The sequence below is a fragment of the Corynebacterium bouchesdurhonense genome (genome assembly GCF_900078305.2).
Lineage (GTDB): Bacteria > Actinomycetota > Actinomycetes > Mycobacteriales > Mycobacteriaceae > Corynebacterium > Corynebacterium bouchesdurhonense.
In genome coordinates, this window is sequence record NZ_LT546028.1 from 1,062,053 (window position 1) to 1,080,537 (window position 18,485).

19 protein-coding genes and 1 riboswitch are annotated in these 18,485 nt (G+C 68.8%); of the genes, 7 read left to right on the top strand and 12 right to left on the bottom strand.

The window, feature by feature from the left end:
* Window positions 1–159 precede the first annotated feature (159 nt).
* The gene (locus BN4252_RS09805; RefSeq protein ID WP_222859817.1) at window positions 160–1,164 is read left to right on the top strand and encodes a purine-cytosine permease family protein; all 1,005 of its coding nucleotides are present in this window, start codon (window positions 160–162) and stop codon (window positions 1,162–1,164) included.
* Here BN4252_RS09805 and BN4252_RS09810 read toward each other — a convergent pair.
* The 8 genes from BN4252_RS09810 to BN4252_RS09840 form a co-directional block, all read right to left on the bottom strand.
* The gene (locus tag BN4252_RS09810) at window positions 1,161–1,841 is read right to left on the bottom strand and encodes a type 1 glutamine amidotransferase domain-containing protein (RefSeq protein WP_066530188.1); all 681 of its coding nucleotides are present in this window, start codon (window positions 1,839–1,841) and stop codon (window positions 1,161–1,163) included. The genes BN4252_RS09805 and BN4252_RS09810 overlap by 4 nt on opposite strands.
* Window positions 1,842–1,865: 24 nt before the next feature.
* Window positions 1,866–2,648, bottom strand: a complete 783-nt coding sequence (locus BN4252_RS09815) for a thiazole synthase (RefSeq protein WP_066530191.1) — start codon at window positions 2,646–2,648, stop codon at window positions 1,866–1,868.
* 5 nt (window positions 2,649–2,653) lie between these two features.
* The gene (gene thiS / locus BN4252_RS09820; RefSeq protein ID WP_066530193.1) at window positions 2,654–2,857 is read right to left on the bottom strand and encodes a sulfur carrier protein ThiS; all 204 of its coding nucleotides are present in this window, start codon (window positions 2,855–2,857) and stop codon (window positions 2,654–2,656) included.
* Window positions 2,858–2,871: 14 nt separating this feature from the next.
* Entirely contained in the window at window positions 2,872–3,948 is a 1,077-nt protein-coding gene (gene thiO / locus BN4252_RS09825) for a glycine oxidase ThiO (protein ID WP_066530195.1), read from the bottom strand.
* On the bottom strand, window positions 3,945–4,616 hold the full coding sequence (locus BN4252_RS09830) for a thiamine phosphate synthase (RefSeq protein ID WP_066530200.1): 672 nt from the start codon (window positions 4,614–4,616) through the stop codon (window positions 3,945–3,947). Before BN4252_RS09830 ends, thiO begins: the two co-directional genes overlap by 4 nt.
* Complete coding sequence (locus BN4252_RS11480) at window positions 4,609–4,893, bottom strand: DUF7218 family protein (protein ID WP_066530925.1); 285 nt, start codon at window positions 4,891–4,893, stop codon at window positions 4,609–4,611. The genes BN4252_RS09830 and BN4252_RS11480 overlap by 8 nt, the downstream gene beginning before the upstream one ends.
* A 116-nt stretch (window positions 4,894–5,009) precedes the next feature.
* On the bottom strand, window positions 5,010–6,233 hold the full coding sequence (locus BN4252_RS11595) for a DUF418 domain-containing protein (protein ID WP_392389931.1): 1,224 nt from the start codon (window positions 6,231–6,233) through the stop codon (window positions 5,010–5,012).
* Window positions 6,230–7,153 carry a cation diffusion facilitator family transporter gene (locus BN4252_RS09840; RefSeq protein WP_066530202.1) on the bottom strand — a complete coding sequence of 308 codons (924 nt, stop codon included), beginning with the start codon at window positions 7,151–7,153 and terminating at the stop codon, window positions 6,230–6,232. Before BN4252_RS09840 ends, BN4252_RS11595 begins: the two co-directional genes overlap by 4 nt.
* Before the next feature lie 81 nt (window positions 7,154–7,234).
* Here BN4252_RS09840 and BN4252_RS09845 point away from each other — a divergent pair, with 81 nt between their 5' ends.
* Both BN4252_RS09845 and BN4252_RS09850 read left to right on the top strand, forming a co-directional pair.
* Window positions 7,235–7,399: a glycerol dehydrogenase gene (locus tag BN4252_RS09845; protein WP_066530207.1), complete on the top strand. Its 165-nt coding sequence runs from the start codon at window positions 7,235–7,237 to the stop codon at window positions 7,397–7,399.
* Window positions 7,400–7,504: 105 nt separating this feature from the next.
* On the top strand, window positions 7,505–8,380 hold the full coding sequence (locus tag BN4252_RS09850; protein ID WP_230208629.1) for a S1 family peptidase: 876 nt from the start codon (window positions 7,505–7,507) through the stop codon (window positions 8,378–8,380).
* A gap of 21 nt (window positions 8,381–8,401) precedes the next feature.
* Here the strand turns inward: BN4252_RS09850 and BN4252_RS09855 are convergent, their stop codons facing one another.
* The 3 genes from BN4252_RS09855 to thiC form a co-directional block, all read right to left on the bottom strand.
* Window positions 8,402–9,211 (bottom strand): inositol monophosphatase family protein, encoded by an 810-nt coding sequence (locus tag BN4252_RS09855; protein ID WP_066530929.1) that lies wholly within the window; start codon window positions 9,209–9,211, stop codon window positions 8,402–8,404.
* Complete coding sequence (locus BN4252_RS09860; protein WP_066530213.1) at window positions 9,204–10,061, bottom strand: inositol monophosphatase family protein; 858 nt, start codon at window positions 10,059–10,061, stop codon at window positions 9,204–9,206. Before BN4252_RS09860 ends, BN4252_RS09855 begins: the two co-directional genes overlap by 8 nt.
* Before the next feature lie 7 nt (window positions 10,062–10,068).
* Entirely contained in the window at window positions 10,069–11,925 is a 1,857-nt protein-coding gene (thiC, locus tag BN4252_RS09865) for a phosphomethylpyrimidine synthase ThiC (RefSeq protein WP_066530216.1), read from the bottom strand.
* Window positions 11,924–12,036: riboswitch (TPP riboswitch) on the bottom strand. Its footprint overlaps the gene before it by 2 nt.
* Before the next feature lie 57 nt (window positions 12,037–12,093).
* Here thiC and prfB point away from each other — a divergent pair.
* Window positions 12,094–13,194: a peptide chain release factor 2 gene (prfB, locus tag BN4252_RS09870; protein WP_066530217.1), complete on the top strand. Its 1,101-nt coding sequence runs from the start codon at window positions 12,094–12,096 to the stop codon at window positions 13,192–13,194.
* A 41-nt stretch (window positions 13,195–13,235) separates the two neighbouring features.
* Here prfB and BN4252_RS09875 read toward each other — a convergent pair whose 3' ends face one another.
* Window positions 13,236–14,534 carry an MFS transporter gene (locus tag BN4252_RS09875; RefSeq protein WP_066530219.1) on the bottom strand — a complete coding sequence of 433 codons (1,299 nt, stop codon included), beginning with the start codon at window positions 14,532–14,534 and terminating at the stop codon, window positions 13,236–13,238.
* A 380-nt stretch (window positions 14,535–14,914) separates the two neighbouring features.
* Here BN4252_RS09875 and BN4252_RS09880 point away from each other — a divergent pair, with 380 nt between their 5' ends.
* The 3 genes from BN4252_RS09880 to accC are packed head-to-tail and all read left to right on the top strand — an operon-like array spanning window position 14,915 to window position 18,458.
* Window positions 14,915–16,471 (top strand): pyruvate carboxylase, encoded by a 1,557-nt coding sequence (locus BN4252_RS09880; protein ID WP_066530220.1) that lies wholly within the window; start codon window positions 14,915–14,917, stop codon window positions 16,469–16,471.
* Between the two features lie 2 nt (window positions 16,472–16,473).
* A complete protein-coding gene (accB, locus tag BN4252_RS09885; protein ID WP_066530221.1) occupies window positions 16,474–17,040 on the top strand; it encodes an acetyl-CoA carboxylase biotin carboxyl carrier protein in 567 nt (188 codons plus the stop codon).
* A 32-nt stretch (window positions 17,041–17,072) separates the two neighbouring features.
* Entirely contained in the window at window positions 17,073–18,458 is a 1,386-nt protein-coding gene (gene accC / locus BN4252_RS09890; protein WP_078056890.1) for an acetyl-CoA carboxylase biotin carboxylase subunit, read from the top strand.
* Window positions 18,459–18,485 lie beyond the last annotated feature (27 nt).

The following is an 18,485-nucleotide window of genomic DNA, read 5'->3' on the forward strand; positions in this document are numbered from 1 at the left end:
ACGGGTACCCCGCAGTTGTCCAGGGTGCGCGCTTATACACACCCGACGCCGCCGCCGCACTCTCGCGCGGCGGCCTCTGCGGGGCGGCGGCGGCTTGCGACTAAAATAGAAGAGACGGCCCGCCAGCTCGGGGCCGAGCCGGGGGCGGGGACGCAGGTGGTGGCCACCCTCATCGTGGCGGCGCTGATCGTCGGCGCGTCCGTGCTGGGCTACCACACCATCATGCGCCTGCAGTCGGTGCTCACCTGGCTCACCGGCGCGATCACAGTGCTCTACGCCGCGCTAACCATCCCGCACATTGACCTCAGCGCGGTGCGCTCGATCCCCGCCGGCTCCGCGAGCGCGGTCATCGGCGCGCTGGTGATGGTGATGACGGGCTTCGGCCTGGGTTGGATCAACATCGCCGCGGACTGGTCGCGCTACCAGCGCCGGGACACGCCGGATGGCGCCATCATCTTCTGGAACACCTTCGGCGGCGCCATCGCCCCGGTGGTGCTGATCATCTTCGGCCTGCTGCTCGCCGGCTCGGACGCGGCGCTCGCGGACGCCATCGCCGCCGACCCCATCGGCGCACTCGCCACCATCCTGCCCACCTGGGTGCTCGTGCCCTTCCTTATCGCGGCCGTGCTGGCGCTGGTTTCCGGCGCGGTGCTGGGCATCTACTCCTCGGGCCTGACGCTGATCACCCTCGGCATCACCATCCCCCGCCCGGCCGCCGCGGCCATCGACGGCGTGATCCTCACCGCCGGCACGATCTGGGTGGTGTTCTTCGCCCAGGACTTCCTCGGACCCTTCCAGTCCTTCCTCATCACCCTCGGCGTGCCGCTGGCAAGCTGGGCCGGCATCCTCATTGCCGATATCTTCACGCGTACGCGGGACTACGACGAGGCCGCGCTCTACGCCCCGTCGGGCCGCTACGGCTCGGTGGACTGGGTCTCCATCGCCATCATGGCCATCGCCTCCGTGCTGGGCTGGGGCCTGGTGGCCAACGCGTTCGCCGAGGAGGCCGCCTGGAACAACTGGCAGGGCTACCTGCTGCCGCTGGTGGGCGAGCAGTGGGCGGATGCGAACCTGGGCGTGCTGGTCTCGCTCGTGTTCTCGTTCGCGGCCGCGTGGTTCGCGCGGCGCTCTACGGTGCGCCGCCAGGAGGGGCTCGTTGCTTAGCGACGCAACCCCAGCACCGCCTCCCCAACCCCAGCCGCGCTCATCGGGTTCTGCCCGGTGACCAGCGTGCCGTCCACCACCACGTGCTTGGTCATTGGGATCGTGGCGGTGGAGTAGTCGGCGGCCTCGTCGGCGAGCTTGTCCTCCAGGCTGAACGGCACGGCGTCGGCGCGGCGGGCCAGCTTCTCCTCGGCCCACGAGTAGCCGGTCACGCGCTTGCCCTGGATGAGGGTGCCGCCGCCGTCCACCTCCACACCGAGCAGGCCCGCCGGGCCGTGGCACACCGCGGAGACGATCTTGCCGGCGTTGGCGAAGTGCGCCACGGCGCGCGAGACCTCGTCGCGGCCGAAGTCAAAGAGGGTGCCGTGGCCGCCGACGAGGTAGATGCCGTCGTAGCCCGCTAGATCCACATCTGCGACGGCGGGCGTGTCATCGAGCTGGCTCATGAAGCCGGCGTCCGCGTAGCGCTTGTTGGTGCCGCCGAGCTGGATCACCGGCGGCTGCAGGCTCACCGGGTCAATCGGCACCACGCCGCCCTCCACGCTGGCCAGGTCCACCTCGTGGCCGGCCTCCGTGATCACGTCGTAGAAGTGCGTGTATTCGCCCAGCCACATGCCGGTGCGCATGCCGGTCTCGGTGTAGCGGTGGGCGCTGGTGGACAGTGCGAGGAATTTCATGATGGTCTCCTTATACAAAGTCGTTTACAAAACGGCGTCGGCCCAGCTGGCCAGGCCCTCGAAGGTGGAGGATGCGACGGCGTGCTCGCGTTTGGGGATGCGCCCCGCCGCCCGCGCCAGCCGCCCCGCTTCCACGGCCAGCTTCATCGACTCTGCCATCGCCACCGGGTCCTGGCAGCGGTTCACGGCCGAGGCGAGCAGCACGCCTGCGCACCCGAGCTCCATGGCCAGGGTTGCGTCGGAGGCGGTCCCTAGCCCTGCGTCGATAAGCACTGGCACCTCGGCCCTCGAGCAGATCAGCTCGATGTTGTGCGGGTTCAAGATGCCCAGCCCGGTGCCGATGGGCGAGCCCAGCGGCATGACCGCGGCGGCGCCGAGGTCCTCGAGCCGCTTCGCGGCCACCGGGTCGTCCGAGGTGTAGGCGAGTACGGTGAAGCCTTCCGCCACGAGCATCTCGCACGCGTCCACGGTCTCCACAACGTCCGGCAGCAGGGTGCGGTCGTCAGCGATGACCTCGAGCTTGACCCAATCGGTGCCCAGCGCCTCGCGGGCGAGCTTGGCGGTGATCACTGCGTCGCGCGCCGGGCGGCAGCCCGCCGTGTTGGGCAACGGCGCGATGGCGAGGCGGCGCAGCAGGTCGAACACGGACTCGCCCGAGCCCGAACCCGCCGCGTGGCGGCGCATGGCCACCGTGGTCAGCTCCGTGCCCGATGCCACCAGCGCCCGCTCCAGCATGTCGAAGGAGCTGGCGCCGCCCGTGCCCATGATCAGGTGGGAATCGAACTGCTTCCCGGCAATCTCAAGCAACGGCCCTAGCCCCCCTGCACCGCGGTGAGGATGTCCACGGCGGCGCCCTCGCTCAGGCTAGTGCTCGACCACTCGGAGCGCGGTACCACCTCGCCGCCGAGTGCTACGGCAGTGCCGGCGGCAGGCAGCTCGCCGAGCACCTCCTGCACCAGCTCTGCCACGGTGGCCGCTCCAGTGTCGCGGGCTTCATCGTTGACGGTGATTCGCATCTTCTCCTCCTAATTCATCGCGCGTGCCGCAATGGGTCACACGCTTCCAACGATATCGGCGGCAGGGTCTGTTCCACCAGGTCCGCCCCGCAGCGCGCCGCCATCGCGGCCAGCAGGATGCCGTGGCGGAAGTACCCGGTGGACACGGTCACCCGCTCGCCCACCCGGCCCAGGTAGGGCAGGTCATCGGGCGAGCCGGGGCGGGCACCGGCCGTGGCCTCCACCAGGTCGCACTCTTCGATGGCGGGGCAGATCTCGATTGCGTCGCGAAGCAGCTGGTGCACCCCCGCCACCTGCGGCTGGTCGCGCCCGTCCTCGCGAGTGGTGGCGCCGATGGTCAGCGTGCGGTCTTCGCGCGGAATGAGGTAGACGGGGCGGTCCTCCACAAAGCCACGCACTACGCGAGTGAGCAGGGGGTACTGGTGGCCCGGCACCCGCACGTGCAGGATGTCTCCGTACACGGGGCGCAGGTCGAGCGGGTTCGCGCCCTCGTACCAGCCGGTGATGCCCGCCGCGCCGAGGCCGGCCGCGATGAGCACCTGCTCCGCGTCCACGTCTTCCACGTCATGGACCGCGCGGGGCTCGAACTCCACACCCGCGGCCTCGCACGCCGCGATCAGCGCGCGGGTGAAGCGCCGCGGCTGCACCTGGTGGTCGCCCGCGATCTGCACCGCACCGGCCAGGGCGGGAGAGAGCGCCGGCTCCAGCTGCCGCGCCTGGCGGGTGGTGATGCGCTCCGCTTCCATGCCGTGCAGCTCCTGGTACGCGCGCAGCTCCTCCAGGTGGGTGCCGTCGGCTCGGTCGCGCGCAACCACCAGCGTGCCCTCGGTGCGGTACCCAGTCGGCTCACCGGTGTAGCGTGCCGTTAGGTCAATCAGCTCCGGGTACCACGCGGCCGCTGCCCGCATCAGCGGGAAGAGGGGGTCCTGCTTGTACACCACCTCGGCGGTGGGGGCGAGCATCCCGCCCGCGTGGTGGGAGGCGCCGGAGGCGGGCGCTGGGTCGTACACGGTGACGCGGTGGCCGCGGTCCGCAAGGGGGAGGGCGGTGGACAGGCCAACAATGCCGGCCCCGATGACTGCGATCTTCACCCCTTCAGGCTACCGCCGCCCGACTCGCGGGCCCCGCGGTCGAACTCCGCCACCACACGCCGCGCGTATGCCCGCGGGTCGTCGGCGTGCATGATCCCGCGCACGATGGCTACGCCGTCCACGCCGGCGCGGGCGAGGTCGCACGCGTCGTCGGCGGTCACGTCGCCGATGGCCACCAGCGGCAGCTCAGAGGCGGCCACTAGGGCGGGGTAGCCCTCCAGCCCGATCGGCGCGCGCCCCGAGTCCTTGGTGGGGGTGGCGCGGAACGGTCCACAGCCGATGTAGTCCAGCACGTCCGCGTCCCGGTTCGCGGCCTCCACCAGCTCGCGGGTGCCGGTGGTCAGGCCGATCACCACGTCGGGGCCCAGCAGGTGCCGCGCCGCGCGCACGTCAAGGTCGTCTTGGCCGAGGTGCACCCCGTGGATGCCGGCACCGGCGTCTCTGAGGGCGAGGGCGACGTCGAGGCGATCGTCGACAAGCACGCGCGCGGTGGGCGAGACCGAGCGCACCGCGGCGGCCACCGCGGCGGCGAGCGAATGGAGCTCGCGGGCGGAAATCGGCTTGGAGCGGACCTGGATTACGCCCGCGCCACCGGCCGCCGCCTCCCGCGCGCGCTCCACCACGTCCGGGCCGGTGCCGGTGACAAAGTAGCAGCGCAGGTCAATCACGTAAGGCCTCGATCAGCTCATCCTTGGTCATGGTGGAGCGGCCCTCGATGCCCAGCTCCTGGGCGCGTTGGTAAAGCTCGTCCTTGGTCCAATCCTCGTACGAGCCGGCTTTGCCGCCCTTCTCGCCCACGGCCGAGCGGCCCTCGTTGGCCGCGGCGTTGGCAATGGCGGCGGCCTTGGACTTGGAGTTGCCCTCCTCGCGCAGCTTCTCGTACAGCTCGCCGTCCTTCACGCTGGGGCCGCCGGGGGTCTTTTCGGGGTGTGCGTCACGTGCCATGGGCCCAGCGTACGGCTCCAGCCGCTTCGTTGGGCCGTACGCCAGGCGGCGGTGCATCTGTTCGAAGGGCCCCGCTATGCCCGCGTGCTCCATCAGCACCGCGAGCGCGAGGGTGATCACCCACACCATGAGCCCCACCAGGAGCTTTTCGCTAATCGACGCCCCCAGCCCCAACCCCAACCCCATCGGGGTGACCAGCACGATGAAGAGCAGGGTCTGGACGAGGTAGCCCGAGGCAACCCCAACCCCATCGGGGTGACCAGCACGATGAAGAGCAGGGTCTGGACGAGGTAGCCCGACATAGAGCGCTTGCCCAGCGCCACGAACGGGTAGGCCCACGCGGGCGCCTCGGCGCTCCCACCCACGGCCGCGCGCGCGTGCATGCCCCGCTGCACGCTGTTGGTGGCCAGCGCCAGGGCGGCGAGGATCCCAGGTCCCGTGAACAGGCCCCAGGCCAGGTTGGCCATGAACAGCGGCTGCTCGAAGACCGGGTCGATGACCCCGGTGCCGGCCAGGCCCCAGGGCACGCCGATGCCGACGCAGATCACCGCCCCCACCACAACCCAGGTCCACAGCTCGCGCCGGTGCGCGTCCACGTGCTGCAGGTAGCCCTCGCGCGCCCACACGTAGCCGAGGAGGACAAGGCCCCCGAGCTGTATCACGGCGTAGGGGGCGTTGAGGAACATGGTGAACGCGGAGGTGGCGTTGGCGGAGAAGTAGGAGGGGATGTCCACCAGCTCGGCGGTGGGGATGAGGTGGTCCAGCTTCTTCGGCGCCGCGTAGAAGTACATGCCCACCGCGCCGAGGGTGCTAATCAGCGCGTGGACCATCAGGGCGAGGTACGCCACGATGCGCAGCGTCTTCGTGCGCAGCGTGATCATCATCGCCACCACCACGCCGATCAGGCCGTAGTACAGCAAGATGTCGCCGTGGAAAAAGACGAACATGTGGATCAGGCCGAACAGGGCCAGCAGCGCGTAGCGGCGCACCAGCGTGATCTTCGCCTGTAGCGGCGGGTAGCCCTTGCGGTGAAGACTCGCGCCGATCAGCCCGATGCCGAAGCCGAGCAGCGTGGAGAACATGGGCAGGCCGCGCACGTGCACAAACATCGCGGACAGCACCGCGGCCACCTGGTCCACCGTGCTGCCCGGGCGCACCCCGCCCAAGGTCCAACCGGGCGCGCCGGGCGCGTTGGCGTCGTTGATCATCCACGCCTGGATGGCGTTGGCCATGGCAATGCCCGCGAGCGCGAGCCCGCGGGCGAGGTCAGGGACGATCATCCTGGGCTGCATCCTGGGCTGTGCTGGGGCAGTCGCGCCCTTGGCTGGGGTGTGGCTCACGCCCCGAAGGTATCACCGGGCGTCAAGCCGCGGGCCGCGGCGCGGTGGCCCAGCGGCTCGATGTGCACCGTGGTCTCCGCCCCGCCGAGGGCTTGGGCGAGGCCGGCCTCGGTTGCGTCGGCAAGCTCATGCGATTGCGACACGGTCCACGAGCCCGGCACCTGCATGATGAGGTTGAGCAGGCGGTCGCGGCCGAAGGCCGCCGTGCGCACCGAGGTGAACTCCACCCCGTGCTCCTCCTCGAAGCGCCGCAGGAAGGTGTCCACCACCTCGAGCTCTTCGGCCGGCAGCGCCTCGGAGAGCAGGCCCTGCATGGCGCCGCGCAGCAGGCGGTAGCCGGTGAAGAGGATGTTGGCGCCCACAATCAGCGCCACGATCGGGTCCAGCACCTCCCGGCCGGTCAGGGCCACCAGCGCCATGCCCACGATCACGCCCACCGTGGTCCACACGTCCGTGAGCAGGTGCTTGCCGTCCGCGGTCAGCGTGCTCGAGCGGTATTTCTGGCCAGAGCGCACGAGCACGAGTCCCACGGCGAGGTTGACCAGCGTGGAGATGACGGAGAACAGCAGGCCGATGCCCAGCTGATCCACCGGCTGTGGGTCGAGGATGCGGCCCACGGCGGTGACAATGATGATGATCGCCGCCACCAGGATCATCGCGCCCTCCACCTGCGCGGAGAAGTACTCGGCCTTGGCGTGGCCGAAGTTGTGGTTGGCGTCGGCCGGCTTGGCCGCCAGCTTCAGCGCCCACAGCCCCACCACGGCGGCGACGAGGTTGATCACGGACTCGATCGCGTCGGAGAAGAAACCGACGGAGCCGGTGACCCACGCGGCGGTGATTTTGAGTGCGATGGTGACGGCGGCGGCGGCGATAGACAGCCACATGAACCGCTCGAGCAGGCGCTGTTCTTCGGCGCGCATGGGAGCATCCTTTCGGCGAGGGCGGCGGGCCCCTTAACAGCGCAGGAGCTTAGCACGGCCGGCGCTGTTACCCTGAGGTCCATGGAACGCTGGATTGTGCCAATTGCAGGCGCCGTGGTGGGCGCGCTCTTCTTCGGCTGGGTGCTGCAGATGCTTGGCATCTCCGGGATCCTCTACACCGTGCTGGTGCTCGTTGGCTCCGCGGCCACCTCCTCGGCGGCGGGAGCGCTGTTCTCCCGCCGGTAGGGGCCCTTGCTTGTCGACGCACCCCGGGCAGCCCGCACCCAATCCTCGGGCGCCCGGGCTGTTGTGGCGTATGGTGGCGGTGTTACTCGTGTGAAAGGGGTTGCCGTGCCAAAAACCATCAACTCGCTCAAGCGCCGCGCGCGCCGCGGCGTGAGGGCCGCCGCTGCCGCCGCCCTCCTCCTCGCCGGCGCGGGGGCTGGGGCGCAAGTCGCGCCTGCGCAGGCCGCACCTGCCGGGGAGGACCCGAACTATGTGTGGCGCACCGACGCCGCGGCCAAGGTCCTGGCCGGCAAGCCCGGCGCCGACCGCGTCCTGCGCCGCGTGCCCGGCTCGCTGCACGACGCGCCGCGCACCCCCGACGAGGCGCGCCGGGCACAGTCCCGCGGCAACGCCCTCTACGGGCCCGGCACCCCGATCTACGTCGGTGCGGGGGAGAACCAGCTCTCCTGCACCGTGGCCGTTGCCGGCTACGACAACGCCGGGCGCAAGGTGGCGCTCACCGCCGGACACTGCGGCAACGTGGGCGACCCAGTGGTCGACGCGGACGCCTACGGCCTGGGCCGGACGGGCACCGTGACCGCCATCGACCGCAACCTGGACTACGCCCTGATCACCCTCAACCCGAATACGGAGGTGACCCGCTCCTACGACGGCGTGACCATCAACCACCTCGGCTCCGCGCCGCTCCCGCCGGGGCAGCGGGTGTGCAAGAAGGGCGTCGCCTCAGGCGTCACGTGCGGTTTGACCTGGTACGACTACAACTCCATGAACATCAACCAGGTCTGCGCAATGCAGGGCGATTCCGGCGGCCCGCTCTTCATCGGAGACCGCCTCGTGGGCATGGTCAACGGCGGCATGTTCCCGCAACCCCTGGCGCTGGCCTGCCACACGCCGCTGCAGGGCCCGCTGCACGCCCCCACGGGCTCCGCCCGCGCAGACGCCGTCCTGTCGAACCTGCCCGCGGGCTTCCGCCTGCCCTAGTCTCGGGCCCAGTCTCGGGCCCTAGCCCCTACCCGGCCCGCGCAGCTGGCGCAGCGCCGCGTCGTGCAGCAGGCCGTTGGTGGCCAGGGCGTCGCCGCCGTGCGGGCCGTCCTCGCCGGCCAGCGAGGTGAAGCGCCCGCCGGCCTCGGTAACCACCAGCGCCGGCGCGGCCAGGTCCCACAGGGACACCTCGGGCTCCGCGGCGATGTCCACCGCGCCCTCCGCCACCAGGCAGTAGTGCAGAAAGTCGCCGTAGCCGCGCAGGCGCCACGTCTTTTCGCTCAGCCCGATGAGGTTGTCCTGCAGCCCGCGCTCCTTCCACCCGGCGAGCGAGGAGATGGACAGGGAGGCGTCCTCCACCCCCACCACGGCGGAGACTCGCGGGCGCTTCGGCTCGCCGCCGGCGAAGCTGCGCCCCGCCCCCGCCCCGGCCGCGGCGTGCCAGCGGCGGGCCCGGGCGGGGGCGGAGATGACGGCGGCGGCTGGGGGGCCGGCGACAAGCAGCGCGATGAGCGTGGCCCACACGGGCACGCCGCGCACGAAGTTCTTGGTGCCGTCGATGGGGTCGATCACCCACTGGCGGCCTGTGAACGCCGCCTGGCCGCCGAACTCCTCACCCAACACGGCGTCTCCCGGCCGCGCCTCGGCCAAGCGTTCGCGCAGCGCGCGCTCCACGGCGAGATCCGCGTCGGAGACCGGCGTCATGTCCGGCTTGGATTCCACGCGCAGGTCCGCGGCCTCGAAGCGCTCGAGGGTGATGGCGTCGGCGGTATCCGCCAGCGCGAGGGCGAGGGCGAGGTCTGGGCCGGCAGTGTCGGTGAGCTCAGTCATGCGCAGCAAGTGTAGCTTCAAGCTCGCGCACGAGCTGCTCGTTTCCGGCGATGCACCACGTCACCCCGCCCGCGTCCACCTTCACAGCGCGCCCGCCCGCGGCCTCCACCAGCGCCTTGCCCGGTAGCCAGTCCCAGTCCGCCACGGTGTGCTGCAGCCAGCCGCCCATCTGCCCGGAGGCGATGTTGGCCAGGTCAACGGAGCCCGCGCCCATCATCCGGATCGTCGCCGCGCGCTGCGCCGCCCGCAGCCACACCTCGCGCAGCGCGTCGTCGCCCATGGACGCGGGGTGGAGGTACGTCACCAGAGCTTTTTCGCTTATCGACGCCCCCTCCAAACGCCCCAACTCCACCCCGTCGCGCGTCGCCCGGCCCTCCGCCGCGAGCCACGTGGTGTCCGTCGACGGACGGTGCACCGCCCCGATGCGCACGTCGCCGCCCGCGGGCTCGCCCTCGACCACGGCGATGGCGGAGCAGAAGTAGTCTGATCCCTGCGAGAAGTTGTACGTGCCGTCCACCGGGTCAATGACCCAGGTGCGGCCGGTGGCGGAGTCGCGCGCGGCGCCCTCCTCGCCCAGCAGGCCGTCGGCGGGGCGCAGCGCGGTCAGCGCCTCGGCGACGAACTCCTCCGCCGCGCGGTCCGCGTCGGTGACCACGTCGGAAATGGACGTCTTGTAGCCGGTGCCCAGGCTGCCCAGGCCGCGCTGACGCATCCGCAGCGCCAGCTGGCCGGCGTGGCGCACCAGGGCCGCCGCCAGCTCGGCGTCCGCGGCGCCTCGGTGCCGCGCGATGAAATCGGCCGTCGCGGCTTGCTGGTCTGGGGTGGGGGCGGGGTTCGCGGAGGTAGTCACCCGGCCATTATGGCGCAGCGGGAGCGTCCTGGCTGGGCGCCTCGTTGAGGTAGACGTTGGAGCCGAGCTCGCGGAACTCGCGCGCCATCTCGCGCTCGCCCTCGCGGGCGTCAGTGACCGCTTCGGCGGGGGCGTCGCCGCGTCGGAAGTCGTCCCCGCCCGCGAAGGTGGGGATGCCCAGCTCCGCGATCATCGTCTTGTTCTCGTCGTCCAGCGCCTCGTCAATCGCGTCGCCGAACTCGTCGCGGATGTCCTGGCTGATGCGCATCGAGCAGAACTTCGGGCCGCACATGGAGCAGAAGTGGGCCGTCTTGGCGGGCTCGGCCGGCAGTGTCTCGTCGTGGTACGCCTGCGCGGTCTCGGGGTCGAGGGAGAGCGCGAACTGGTCGTTCCAGCGGAACTCGAAGCGGGCCTTGCTCATCGCGTCGTCCCAGTCGCGCGCGCCCGGGTGCCCCTTGGCCACGTCCGCGGCGTGGGCCGCCACCTTGTAGGTGATCACGCCCGTCTTCACGTCGTCGCGGTTGGGCAGGCCGAGGTGCTCCTTCGGCGTGACGTAGCACAGCATCGCGGTGCCGCCCATGGCAATGTTTGCGGCGCCGATGGCGGAGGTGATGTGGTCGTACCCCGGCGCGATGTCCGTGACCAGGGGGCCGAGGGTGTAGAACGGCGCGCCGCCGCACCACTCCTCCTCCTTCTCGTTGTTGACCTGGATCATGTTCAGGGGCACATGACCCGGGCCCTCGATCATCACCTGGACGTCGTACTCCCAGGCGCGCTTGCATAGCTCGCCAATGGTCTTCAGCTCGGCGAACTGGGCCGCGTCGTTCGCGTCCGCCACGGAGCCGGGGCGCAGGCCGTCGCCGAGGGAGAAGGCCACGTCGTACTGCGCGAAGATCTCGCACAGCTCGTCGAAGTTCTCGTAGAGGAAGGACTCCTTGTGGTGGGCCAGGCACCAACCGGCCATGATCGAGCCGCCGCGGGAGACGATGCCGGTGACGCGCTTAGAGGTCAGCGGCACGTACGGCAGGCGCACGCCGGCGTGCACCGTCATGTAGTCCACGCCCTGCTCGCACTGCTCAATCACGGTGTCTCGGAAGATGTCCCAGGTCAGATCCTCCGCAATGCCGTTTACCTTCTCAAGCGCCTGGTAAATCGGCACGGTGCCGATCGGTACCGGCGAGTTGCGCAGGATCCACTCGCGGGTGGCGTGGATGTCGTCGCCCGTGGAGAGGTCCATCACGGTGTCCGCACCCCAGCGGGTCGCCCACCGCAGCTTGTCCACCTCCTCGCGGATGGAGGAGGTGACGGCGGAGTTGCCGATGTTGGCGTTGATCTTGGTCAGAAACGCGTTGCCGATGATCATCGGCTCGCTCTCGGGGTGGTTGACGTTGTTCGGGATGATGGCGCGACCGGCGGCCACCTCCGCGCGCACTTTCTCCGGGTCGCAGTGCTCGCGCAGCGCCACGAACTCCATCTCGCGTGTGATCTCGCCGCGGCGCGCGTAGTGCATCTGGGTCACCCGCTTGCCAGCGGCGGCCCGGCGCGGCGCGCGTTGGGCGCCGCGCCACTCCTCACTGGCGGCGCCGCGCTTGATGGCCGCGCGACCGTCGTCAAGCAAACTGCGCTCGCGGCCGGTGTACTCCTCGGTGTCGCCGCGCTCGGTGATCCACCCGCCGCGCAGGTCGGGCAGGCCCACCTCCGGCTCGGCGTGGGGGCCGCGGGTGCGGTAGATCTTGAACGGCGCGTTGGGGCCGGTGGGGGAGTCATCCAGCTCGATCGCGGTCTCCGGCACCTCGAGCCCGCCCTGGCGGATCGGGGCGTAAGCGTGCTTCGGGTGGATTTCGTGCGCGTAGATGTCAGGCATGGCCTGCTCCTTTACTTCCTTCGCTGGTGCTAACCAGACAGGTTCAGACGGTGTTCGCGCGGGCGTCAGCGCGATCTCAGCCCGATGCCTCGGGCACCCGTGTCGGGGCAACCAGCAGTGTATCCCGTCTGCCGGGGACACGGGGGTGATTGGCTAGACTTGGCCGCTATGCACCCGGAGACTCAAGCGCGAATCAAGGACCTCGGCTCCACCCTCACCACCATTGAGAAGGTGATGGACTTGGACGCGCTGGGCGAGCGCGCGCGGGAGCTTGAGAGCCAGGCGGGGGACCCGAGCCTGTGGGACGACCCCGCGCACGCGCAGCGGGTGACCACCGAACTGTCCAACGTGCAGGCCAAACTGCGCAAGGTCACCTCGCTGCGCTCGCGCATCGAGGACCTGCCGGTGATGTACGAGCTGGCCGAGGAGGAGGGCGACACCTCCGCGGCCGACGAAGAGCTGGCGGACGTAGCTGCGTTGGTGGATTCGCTGGAGGTGCAGACCATGCTCTCCGGGGAGTACGACGAGCGAGAAGCGGTGGTGAACATCCGCTCCGGCGCGGGCGGGGTGGACGCGGCCGACTGGGCCGAGATGCTCATGCGCATGTACGTGCGCTGGGCGGAGAAGGCCGGACACAAGGTGGACGTGTACGACATCTCCTACGCCGAGGAGGCCGGTATTAAGTCCGCCACCTTCGTGGTGCACGGCGAGTACATGTACGGCCAGCTTTCGGTGGAGCAGGGCGCGCACCGCCTGGTGCGCATCTCGCCCTTTGACAATCAGGCGCGCCGCCAGACCTCGTTCGCCGAGGTGGAGGTGCTGCCGGTGGTGGAGCAGACGGACCACATCGACATTCCGGACTCGGACATCCGCGTGGATGTCTACCGCTCCTCGGGGCCGGGCGGCCAGAGCGTGAACACCACGGACTCCGCCGTACGCATCACCCACCTGCCCACCGGCATCGTGGTGACGTGCCAGAACGAGAAGTCCCAGATCCAGAACAAGGCGTCGGCTCTCAACGTGCTGCAGTCCAAGCTCCTCGAGCGCAAGCGGCAGGAGGAGAAGGCCGAGATGGATGCGCTCGGCGCCGGCGGCAACGCCAGCTGGGGAAACCAGATGCGCTCCTACGTGCTGCACCCGTACCAGATGGTCAAGGACTTGCGTACCGAGTACGAGGTGGGGGACCCGCAGAAGGTGCTCGACGGTGATATCGACGGCTTCCTCGAGGCCGGCATCCGCTGGCGCATGGCGGAGCAAAACGGGGCCTAAACCGGGCCTCAACCCGGTCTAAAGCCCCGTTTACGCCCCGTTTACGCCTCGCGCAGGTCGATCCCCTTGGTCTCCGGGAGGATCTTCATGGACACGATCGTGAGCACGCACAGCACCATGACGTAGGTGCCGGACGCCCACGCGAGGTCGTGCGCGGTGAACCACTGGAAGATGTACGGCGCAGTGCCGCCGAACACAGCCACGGACAGCGAGTAGGCCAGGCCGATCGAGCGGGTGCGCTGCGCGGTGGGGAAGACCTCCGCCATAACCGGGGAGAGCAGCGCGCCGCCGGCAGCCACCGTGATGATGGCCAGCGTGGAGGCGACGAGCAGGGTCCACGGGCGGTCGTCGATGAGCCCCATGAGCGGGATCTGCAGCAGCGCCATCAGCACGGCGAAGGTGTACATGACCGGCTTGCGGCCGATGCGGTCGGAAAGCGCACCCCACAGCGGCAGGGCGATCAAGCCGGCGGTCTGGGCCACCACGGTCACCCAGTATGCGCCCTGCGTGGACATGCCCTGGTGCGAGATGGCGTACGTGGACACGTAGGAGGTCCAGGCGTAGTGCGCGGAGGTCACGCCGGAGACCATGCCGATGACCAGGAGGATGTTCACGGTCTGCGAGCGGGTGTTGGCGGGGCGGCCGGCCGGGATCGCGTCGGTGGCGGGGGCGTCGTCCTTGAGCTCCTCAAAGTGCTCGGACTCCTTCATGTGGCGGCGCAGGTACAGCGCAACCAGCGCGGCTGCGGCGCCGAGCCAGAACGGGATGCGCCAGCCCCAGGCTGCGATCTGCTCGTCCGTCAGCGCGAGCGAGATGATGCCGCCGAGGGTGTAGGCGATCACGGAACCGCCGAAAATGGCCATGTAGACCATCGAGCCCCACTTGCCGCGGTGCTCGCGCGGCGCGATCTCCGGGATATAGCTGTTGGCGGTGGCGGATTCGCCGCCGTGTGCGAAGCCCTGCAGCACGCGCACCACCAGCAGCAGCACGGACGCCCAGACGCCGATCTGTTCATAGGTGGGCATGACGCCGATTACCACGGAGGCGCCGGCCATGATGAGGATGGTGGTCATCAGCACGTTCTTGCGGCCGTGCCGGTCCGCGATGTGGCCAAACACGATGCCGCCGAGGGGGCGCACCAGAAAGCCGATGGCGAAGACACCGAACGTTGCCAGCAGCGCGGACGTGGGGTCCGTCTTGTTAAAGAACGCCGGCGCGATGAACGGTGCGAACACGGCGTAGGAGCTCCATTCGAACCATTCGAGCAGCTGGCCGATCACGCTGGCAAACAGCGATTTCTTGTCCGCCGGGCGGTCCGCCTCGATGTGAGTGCTGCCCATGGGGTGCGGTTGGGTCACGTTTCCTCCCTCAGTTCCGGTAGTGCTTGTGTCGGGAAACTATAACGTGCGTCACATTGACCACCCGCGAGTTAGTTGAAACATTTTCCACACCCTTACATCCCGCGGCACCGTGCCGGGTTTCCGCAGGTCGAATGGCTCCTGTGTTCGCTAGACGAACCTCTTGTCGCTCTACGCACCCCATTTCGGGGGCATGCTTGTCGACGCTCCCCAGTGCGAGAACGTGGGATTTCCCTGAATCCACTCCGTATATGTCACGCGACACATTTGAAGGCGGTTACAGTGTGCGCAACGGAGGCACCGCCACGAGGGCGCAGATCGCCCGAAGATGCCCCGGGTCCGGTGTTTTGAAGGAGGCAACTATGGCAGCTCTCAGTCCAGAAGAACTGAGCACGGAGAGCCTCGCTGAAATCTTCGCCGCGGGCGGACGCCCCGCGGACAGCGAGCGCGAAATCAAGATCATCGACACAACCCTGCGCGACGCCCACCAGTCCATTTGGGCGACTCGCATGCGCACCGAGCACATCCTTGACCTGCTCGATGACATCACCAACGCCGGCTTCGAGCACGTGGACTTGGTGGCCCCGATCCAGTTCGACGTCCCGGTGCGCTACCTCCGCGAGGACCCGTGGGAGCGCGTGCGCGCGGTGCACGAGGCCGCACCCGGCACCAAGTTCCGCGCCATGATCCGCTCCCGCAACCTCGCGTCCTTCGACTTCCTGCCGGACGACGTCATCCACACCTGGGTCGAGCGGCTCTACGCCAACGGCTTCCGCGTTATCGGCGCCTTTGATGGCCTGAACGACATCGACAACATCGCCGATACCCTGATCCTTGCCAAGGAGCTGGGCGCGGAGACCTACGGCTGCCTGTCCTACTGCCTGAGCCCGGTCCACACCGACCAGCTCTACATCGACAAGGCGCAGGAACTCGTCGAGCGCACGAACGTCGACCGCATCATGCTCAAGGACGCCGGCGGCCTGCTCACCCCGGACCGCATGAAGACGCTGATCCCCGCCATCCGCAGCGCTATCGGCGACGACCTGCCGCTCGAGGTTCACACCCACTCCCTGACCGGCCTGTCCCCGCTGACCTACATCTACGGCGCCGAGCTCGGCGTGGACTCCATTCACACCTCGATCGCGCCGCTGGCAAACGGCCAGGGCCAACCCGCAACCCAGGCGCTCGCCCGCGACCTGCGCGCCCTCGGCTACACCGTCAATATCGACGACGAGCGCGTCGACGCCGCCAGCAAGAAGATCCAGGAGATCGCCGACCGCGAGGACAAGCCGGTGGGCAAGCCCCGCGCTTACGACGGCGTGCACTACATGCACCAGCTGCCCGGCGGCATGCTGACCAACTTCGAGTCCCAACTGGCCACCGCCGGCCTGTCGGACCGCTTCGAGGATCTGCTCTACGAGACGGCCCGCGTGCGCGAGGAGCTGGCCTACCCGATCATGATCACCCCGTTCGCCCAGTTCGTGGGCACCCAGGCCGTGATGAACGTGATTTCCGGCGAGCGCTACTCGGTCGTTCCGAACGAGATCAAGAAGTACGCCCTTGGCTACTACGGCGAGCCGCTCGCCCCGATCGACCCGGACGCGCTGGAGAAGATTAAGGCCAACGGTTCCTCCGAGATCAAGGAGGAGCGCCCCGAGCTCACACCTGCGCTGCCGGCGCTCAAGGAGCAGTACCCGGACGACGACATCGACACCCTGCTGCTGCGCGCGAACATCCCGGGCAACCACGTGGACGAGATGAAGCGCTTCGTGGCCGAGGGCCGCTCCGGCCAGGGCGAAGGCGTGCCCGGCGGCGAGCTGACCTCCTTGGTCAAGAAGATCTACGACACCACCACCGCAGGCGAGTTCCACCTCAAGACCGACGACCTCGAAATCAACCTCACCAAAGGAGAGAAGTAACCATGTCTGACACCACCAACTTCACCGAGCTCAAGTCCCTCCTCGAGTGGGTCAACCAGTCCAAGGACATCGAGGAGCTCAGCATTCGCTACGGCGACATCGAGCTGGCCATGTCCAAGACCCCGGGCGGCCTGAGCCACCTCAAGGCCGCCCCGGCTCCGGCAGCCCCCGCTGCACCCGCCGCTCCGGCCCCGGAGGCTCCGAAGGCCGAAGCAACTCCGGCAGCCCCGGCAGCCCCGGCTGAGGCTCCGAATGCTGAGGCAGCCCCGGCAGCCCCGGCTGAGGCTCCCAAGGCCGAGGCGCCCGCGGCTCCCGCCGCCTCCTCCAACGGCGTCGAGGTCAAGTCCCCCATGGTGGGTACCTTCTACGCCTCTCCGAAGCCGGGCGCGGACCCGTTTGTCAAGGTCGGCGACACCGTCGAGGTCGGCCAGGTGCTCTGCATCGTCGAGGTGATGAAGCTGATGAACAACATCGAGGCGAAGACCGCCGGCACCATCACCGAGATTCTCGTGGACAACGAGGACGCGGTCGAGCACGGCCAGCCGCTGATGATCATCGAGCCGAAGTAGGCGTAAAGCGAAGTAGGTAAAGGACGTCCAACATGGCAGAGAACGAACAGCTGCTGGGCAGCGTGCTCATCGCCAACCGTGGCGAGATCGCACTCCGCATCATCCGCGCCTGCAAGGAGCTGGGCATCAAGTCCATCCTCGCGTATTCGGAGGGCGACAAGGATTCCCTCGGCGTGAAGGAGGCGGACCAGGCCGTGTGCATCGGCCCGGCCAACGCAGCGAAGAGCTATAACTCCCCGGAGCTCGTGGTCAGCGCCGCGATGGCGTTCAAGGCGGATGCGATCCACCCGGGCTACGGCTTCCTGTCCGAGAAGGCCAATTTTGTGAAGATGGTGGAGGACGAGGGCATCGGCTTCGTCGGTCCGTCCTCCGAGCACATCCGCCTTATGGGCGACAAGATCGAGGCCAAGAAGATTGCCAAGCGCGCCGGCGTCCCCACGGTTCCGGGCTCCGACGGCGTGGTCACCGAGTTCGAGGAAGCCCTGGCCGTGGCCAAGGAAACCGGCTTCCCGCTGCTGATCAAGGCCGCTGCCGGCGGCGGCGGCCGCGGTATGCGCGTGGTGGAGAAGGAGGAGACCCTCGAGCGCGACCTGAACGAGATCATGAACGAGGCGCAGTCCGCGTTCAACGACTCCTCGGTGTACATCGAGCGCTACCTCACCGACATCCGCCACATCGAGATCCAGGTGCTTGCGGACGGTGAGAACGCGATCGCCCTCGGCGAGCGCGACTGCACCTCCCAGCGCCGCAACCAGAAGCTCATCGAGGAGGGGCCTTCGCCGGCTATCGACGACGAACTGCGCGCCGGCCTCCAGCAGGCCGCGATCAACCTCTGCAAAGAGGTGGGTTACAAAAACGCCGGCACCATCGAGTTCGTCTTCGACAACGTGGAGCGCAAGTACTACTTCATCGAGATGAACACACGTATCCAGGTCGAGCACCCGGTGACCGAGATGATCACGGGCGTCGACCTGATCAAGGAGCAGCTACGCATTGCCTCCGGGCAGAAGCTGCGCCTGACCCAGGACGACATCCAGATCCGCGGCCACGCGATTGAGTGCCGCATCAACGCGGAGGACCCGAACGAGAACTTCGCTCCGCGCCCTGGCAAGATCGAGCACTACCGTGCTCCGGGCGGGTTCGGCGTGCGCATGGACACGCACATCGAGACCGGCTACACCATCCCGCCGTTCTACGACTCGATGGTGGGCAAGCTGATCTGCTGGGCCGAGGACCGCGACGAGTGCATCGAGCGAATGCTCCGCGCCCTCGACGAGCTCAAGGTCGACGGCGTAGTCACCACCGCGCCGTTCCAGGCCCACCTGCTCAACTCCGAGCAGTTCCGCTCCGGCGAGATCAACACGGGCTACGTGGCAAAGATGATGGAGTCGATGGGGGAGATCCCCACCGACGAGTAACTCCCAGAAGAGAAAGAAGGCGCCCGG